This is a genomic window from Limosilactobacillus reuteri subsp. porcinus, from assembly GCF_036621895.1.
GTDB classification, from domain to species: Bacteria; Bacillota; Bacilli; order Lactobacillales; family Lactobacillaceae; genus Limosilactobacillus; species Limosilactobacillus reuteri_J.
This window is the reverse complement of sequence record NZ_LN887311.1, coordinates 1-6,196: the sequence shown is the minus strand read 5'-3', so window position 1 is coordinate 6,196 and position 6,196 is coordinate 1. Positions and strand designations below refer to the sequence as shown.

The window sequence follows — 6,196 nt, the reverse complement described above, 5'->3', positions numbered from 1 at the left end:
TGTGGATACGGACTGCTTACAAGACTAATTCCAATTTATGTGCATTAAACGGGAATTAGTCTTTTTTAATAATAAAAAATAAAAATATTTTTCACATGCATAACTGCTTCTAACTACAAGATAGACATGAAATTGTTAAATGTATAAAACGATTTTTCACAATTGGTTATGACTGGTGCCTTACCTTTCTTACAAGCTGATTGGCACCTTGAAAATGCGGCTTCTCTCGTTGGTTGGATTACTTCAGCAGTTATGTTTGGGGCAATCTTCGGGGGCGCATTAGCCGGACAGCTTTCTGATAAGTTTGGTCGGCGGAAAATGATTTTAATGTCTGCAATTGTATTCATGGTATTCTCCGTTTTATCTGGTGTTTCACCAGACATGGGCGAAGCAAGTGCCTACTATCTGATTATTGTTCGGATGCTTTTAGGTTTAGCGGTTGGGGCTGCCTCAGCCTTGGTACCAGCTTATATGTCCGAAATGGCACCAGCTAAAGCGCGTGGACGTTTATCTGGACTTAACCAAACAATGATTGTTTCCGGAATGTTATTGTCATATATTGTTGACTTCCTATTGAAAGACCTTCCTGGTGAATGGGCATGGCGTCTTATGTTAGGATTGGCAGCTGTTCCTGCTTTAATCTTATTCCTTGGTGTTCTTCGTTTGCCAGAATCTCCACGTTTCTTATTGCGTAAAGGTGATGAAGCACAAGCGCGGAAAGTTCTTTCTTACATTCGTAAAAATCCAGCTGAGATTGACCAAGAATTAGCAAGTATTAAAGAAAATGCTAAAGAAGAGCGACAAGCAAATCAAAAGACAAGTTGGTCAACCTTATTCAGTGGCAAGTATCGTTACCTAGTTATTGCGGGGGTTGGGGTTGCAGCCTTCCAACAATTCCAAGGTGCAAACGCGATCTTCTACTACATTCCATTAATTGTTCAAAAGGCAACTGGCCAAGCTGCATCTTCAAACTTAATGTGGCCAATTGTTCAAGGGGTTATCTTAGTTGTTGGTTCCCTGGTTTACATGTGGATTGCTGATAAATTTAATCGGCGAACATTGTTAATGGTTGGTGGTGCTGTCATGGGACTTTCCTTCATTCTTCCAGCCGTTATTAATTGGATGATGCCAAATATGAATCCGATGACAATTGTTGTGTTCTTATGTATCTATGTTGCTTTCTACTCCTTCACATGGGCTCCGTTAACATGGGTGCTTGTTGGTGAAATCTTCCCACTAGCTATCCGGGGTCGTGCATCTGGTTTAGCTTCATCATTTAACTGGATTGGATCATGGTTAGTTGGTCTTATCTTCCCAATTATGACGGCAAGTATGCCACAAGAAGCTGTTTTCGCGATCTTCGGAATTATCTGTATCTTAGGAGTTATCTTTGTTAAGACTTGTGTTCCAGAAACTCGTGGTCACACTCTTGAAGAAATTGAAGAGCAAGGAACAAACCATGGTCGAGTAAAGGCCAGCAATCCTGAAAACTAGGAGGAATACTCTATGAATTTACGTGAAACAGCGACACAAGTAAAAAATGGTCAGGCTTCACTAGAAATTGAGTTAGGCTCTACCCGAATTAAAGCAGTCTTGATTAATCCGGATTTTGAAACAATCTCTTCTGGGAGTTATACCTGGGAAAACCAATTGAAAGACGGAATCTGGACATACCCGCTGGATCAAGTTTGGGAAGGGATTCAAGCTGCTTATGCCAAGATTAAGGCAGATGTCCAAAGCAAATACCATGTGAGCTTGGATGAAATTAGTTCAATTGGTGTCAGTGCCATGATGCATGGGTACCTACCATTTGATAAAAATAACCAATTACTTGTTCCATTTAGAACCTGGCGGAATAACATCACTGAAGAATCCGCAGATAAGTTAACTGATTTATTTGATTTTAATATTCCACAGCGATGGAGTATTGCTCACCTTTACCAAGCAATTTTGAACAAGGAACCGCATGTTAAAGATATTGATTTCATTACAACTTTAGCTGGTTATGTTCACTGGAAGCTTTCAGGTGAAAAAGTTTTAGGAATTGGGGATGCCTCAGGAGTATTTCCAATCGATGATCAAACATTAACCTACCGTCAAGACTTTATCGAAAAATTCAACTCATTACCAGAAGTTGAACAGTATCCATGGCAACTTAAGAATATTTTACCCGCAGTCCTGGTAGCTGGACGCGATGCAGGTCACTTAACTGCTGATGGAGCAAAATTACTTGATCCAAGTGGAACTTTACAAGCCGGTAGTTTGATGGCACCTCCAGAAGGGGATGCAGGAACTGGAATGGTTGGAACTAACAGTGTTCGAAAACGGACAGGAAATATTTCAGTTGGAACTTCAGCCTTCTCAATGAATGTGTTGGATGCTCCATTAAAGAAACTCCACCGTGATATTGACATTGTTACTACGCCAACCGGTGATCCAGTAGCCATGGTTCATATCAATAATTGTTCTTCTGATATCAACGCCTGGGTTGGATTATTTAGAGATTTTGCTAATGCAATTGGAGCCAAGATCGATACCAATACGCTTTACGAGACCCTATTTGATTCAACGGTTCACTCCGACCCAGATGCTGGCGGATTGATTAATTATAGTTATCTTTCTGGTGAAAATATCACCAAGATTCAAGAAGGACGTCCCTTATTTGTCCGTACTCCAAATAGTAAGATGAACCTCGCCAACTTCTTCCTTACTCAACTCTATGCAGCATTTGCGCCATTGAAGATTGGGATGGATATCTTACTAAATGAAGAACATGTTCAAACCGATGTCATGGTTGCACAAGGGAGACTCTTTGGAACACCAGTTATTGGGCAACAAGTTTTGGCGAATGCCTTAAATATCCCAATTACAATCATGAATACTGCCAGTGAAGGTGGACCATGGGGAATGGCGGTTCTTGCTAAGTATGCTGAGACTTACGGAAAAGAATCCCTAGCAGATTACCTTGACGAAAAAGTCTTTAAGAATCCAGAAAGCATGACCCTTACACCAGAACCTGCTGGTGTAAAGGGATATGAAAGCTTTATTACTCGTTACCAAGCAGGTTTACCTGTTGAAGCATTAGCCGGTGATGACATTAAAGAACGTGAAGAGAAAGGGAGTAAATAGTACATGTTAGAAGATTTGAAGAAAGAAGTTTATGAAGCAAATATGCGGCTTCCTAAACTAGGCCTTGTTTCCTTTACATGGGGCAATGTTTCAGGGATTGACCGTGAAAAAGGATTGTTTGTTATTAAACCTTCTGGAGTTCCATATGAAGAGATGAAGCCGGAAGACATGGTTGTTGTCAACTTGGATGGTGAGGTAGTCGAGGGTGACTTGAATCCATCCAGTGATACTCCTACTCACACTTACCTTTATAATCACTTCCCAAAGATTGGTGGAGTCGTTCATACTCATTCACCATGGGCAGTAGCGTTTGCAGCTGCACGGATGGATGTTCCAGCAATGAATACCACTCACGCTGATACTTTCTATACTGATGTCCCAGCTGCTGATGCTTTGACGAAGGAAGAAATTGAAGAAGACTATGAAGGTAATACAGGAAAGGTAATCGTTCGTTCATTCAAGGAACGGGGCTTGGACTATGAAGCAACCCCAGCGGCATTAGTAATGCAACATGGTCCATTTACCTGGGGCCCTACACCTGACAAAGCAGTTTATAATGCTAAGGTGTTAGAAGTTGTGGCAGAAGAAGATTATCATGCAATGCAATTAACGCACCAAGACCTTCACTTACCACAATACTTATTGGACAAACACTATTACCGCAAGCATGGTGCGAATGCATATTACGGACAAAATAATGCGCATTCAAAAGATCATGCAGTTCACGCTTAATTAATTTGGTAGCTACATTTAAAAATTTTTTTAGGATAAAAGGAGTGTAATCTCATGGATATTAAGAATTACGAATTTTGTTTTGTTACTGGTAGTCAATTCCTTTACGGTGAAGAACAATTAAAGTCAGTTGCTGCTGATGCTGAAGATATTGTTAATAAGTTAAACGAAAGTGGTAAATTACCTTACAAGGTTGTCTTCAAGGGTGTTATGACAACTGCTGAAGGAATCACTAAGTTTATGAAGGAAGCTAACTACAATGACAACGTTGCCGGTGTTATGACATGGATGCATACCTTCTCACCAGCAAAGAACTGGATTCGAGGAACTAAGCTTTTACAAAAGCCACTGCTTCACTTAGCAACTCAATACTTGAACAAGATTCCATATGACACCATTGACTTTGATTACATGAACTTAAACCAATCAGCTCATGGTGACCGTGAATATGCTTACATTAACGCTCGTTTACAAAAGCATAACAAGATTGTTTACGGCTTCTGGGGAGATGAAGAAGTTCAAGAAGAAATCGCTGACTGGCAAAATGTTGCGGTTGCTTACAACGAAAGCTTCAACATTAAGATTGTTCGTTTTGGTGATACAATGCGGAACGTTGCCGTTACTGAAGGTGACAAAGTTGAAGCCCAAATGTTTCTTGGCTGGACTGTTGACTACTGGCCAGTAAGTGACTTAGTAGAATATGTAAATGGTATCAGTGAAGATGAAATTGATGCTGCTTACAAGGACTTAGCAAGTCGTTACGAAATGGTCCAAGGTGATAATACTAAGGAGCACTATGAACACTCAGTTCGTTACCAACTTCGTGAATACCTTGGTTTGAAGAAGTTTATGGATGAAAAAGGCTACACTGGATTTACCACCAACTTTGAAGACTTGCATGGCCTTGAAGAATTACCTGGGTTAGCTGCTCAATTATTGATGCGTGATGGCTACGGCTTTGGTGCTGAAGGTGATTGGAAGTCTGCCGGAATGGATCGCTTATTGAAGATTGCTGCTGATAATGTTGCTACTGCCTTTATGGAAGACTACACATTAGACCTTCGTCCAGGTCACCAAGCAATTCTTGGTTCACACATGCTTGAAGTTGACCCAACAATTGCTTCAGATAAGCCACGGGTTGAAGTTCACCCATTAGACATTGGTGGTAAAGATGACCCAGCACGGTTAGTATTTACTGGTCGTGAAGGTAAGGCTGTCGATGTTACCCTTTCATACTTCAACGATGGTTACAAGGTTATTGGTTACTCAGTTGATTGTCACAAGCCAGAAGCTGAAACGCCTCATCTTCCAGTTGCTAAGCAGTTATGGACACCAACTGTTGGCTTAAAGGAAGGTGCTGAACGCTGGATGCATGCTGGTGGTGGTCACCACACAATCTTGAGTTTCAGCTTGAAACCACAACAAATTAAAGATCTTTTCGGAATGTTAGATGTTAAAGTTGATTTTATTGAATAGTCAATTTTAATTAAAAATCCGCAAAATGGTTCTACTCGGCAAACCTCGAGACGAGTAGAACCATTTTTTATCAGGAGATGGAAAAATGAAAACTGAAAAAGAGAAAATGCTAGTAGGGGAAGTTTTTAACGTTTACGATCCCGAATTAGTTAAAGAGCGCCAATATGCCCGTCAATTAGTTGAGCGCTTCAATGCTCTTGGCGAGATGAATTCGACTGCAAGCAATACTGTGATTCGTCAATTGTTTGGACACGTTGGCGAAAAGTGTGAAGTTCATCCGCAATTCAAATGTGATTATGGTTATAACATTTATGTAGATGATGATTTTTTCGCTAATTATGATTGTGTCATGCTTGATGTAAGTCCAATTCGGATTGGAAAGCATTGTTTATTGGGACCGCGAGTGCAGATTTATACTGTTAATCATCCCTTGGACCCACGATTACGACGCAATGGAGCTTATGGACAAAGTAAGGATGTCACTATTGGGGATGATGCGTGGATTGGTGGTGGGGCAATTATTTGTCCAGGTGTAACTTTGGGTAATAATGTAATTGTTGGTGCTGGAAGTGTAGTGACAAAGTCGTTTGGTGATAATGTTGTTATTGCCGGTAATCCAGCACGAATCATTAAAAAGAATCCATATGTAGAATAATTGATTATTTCCCGGGTTATTTTTAACGCAAAAAGGGAACTAAGATATGGTCATGTGACGGCCGTTATCTTGGTTCCCTTTATCATGTGCGCCCGGCATGGGTATTAGCTAGGCGGTGAGAGTCCGCTATGGACCGTAGTAGTCGGAACCATGAGCTGAGGACAAGGGTGTCCACTGTGAGGTGGAATCTGAAGGAAGTCTAAG

General features: G+C 40.8%; 4 protein-coding genes and 1 pseudogene. All 5 read left to right on the top strand.

Annotated features, from left to right (window positions below; genetic code table 11):
- Positions 1-165: 165 nt before the first annotated feature.
- Positions 166-1,494, top strand: a pseudogene (locus tag AACL61_RS00375) (sugar porter family MFS transporter); the annotation flags it as partial.
- 12 nt (positions 1,495-1,506) lie between these two features.
- Positions 1,507-3,129, top strand: coding sequence for a xylulokinase (locus tag AACL61_RS00370; RefSeq protein ID WP_339110808.1), 1,623 nt, complete (start codon positions 1,507-1,509; stop codon positions 3,127-3,129).
- Positions 3,130-3,132: 3 nt separating this feature from the next.
- Complete coding sequence (locus tag AACL61_RS00365) at positions 3,133-3,861, top strand: L-ribulose-5-phosphate 4-epimerase (RefSeq protein ID WP_153702654.1); 729 nt, start codon at positions 3,133-3,135, stop codon at positions 3,859-3,861.
- 54 nt (positions 3,862-3,915) lie between these two features.
- Complete coding sequence (gene araA / locus AACL61_RS00360; RefSeq protein WP_339110807.1) at positions 3,916-5,337, top strand: L-arabinose isomerase; 1,422 nt, start codon at positions 3,916-3,918, stop codon at positions 5,335-5,337.
- Positions 5,338-5,422: 85 nt separating this feature from the next.
- The gene (locus AACL61_RS00355; protein WP_339110806.1) at positions 5,423-5,992 is read left to right on the top strand and encodes a sugar O-acetyltransferase; all 570 of its coding nucleotides are present in this window, start codon (positions 5,423-5,425) and stop codon (positions 5,990-5,992) included.
- Positions 5,993-6,196 lie beyond the last annotated feature (204 nt).

Coding starts and splice junctions, on each gene's coding strand:
- araA (WP_339110807.1), top strand. CDS start 3,916: ATGGATATTAAGAATTACGAATTTTGTTTTGTTACTGGTAGTCAATTC.
- AACL61_RS00355 (WP_339110806.1), top strand. CDS start 5,423: ATGAAAACTGAAAAAGAGAAAATGCTAGTAGGGGAAGTTTTTAACGTT.
- AACL61_RS00370 (WP_339110808.1), top strand. CDS start 1,507: ATGAATTTACGTGAAACAGCGACACAAGTAAAAAATGGTCAGGCTTCA.
- AACL61_RS00365 (WP_153702654.1), top strand. CDS start 3,133: ATGTTAGAAGATTTGAAGAAAGAAGTTTATGAAGCAAATATGCGGCTT.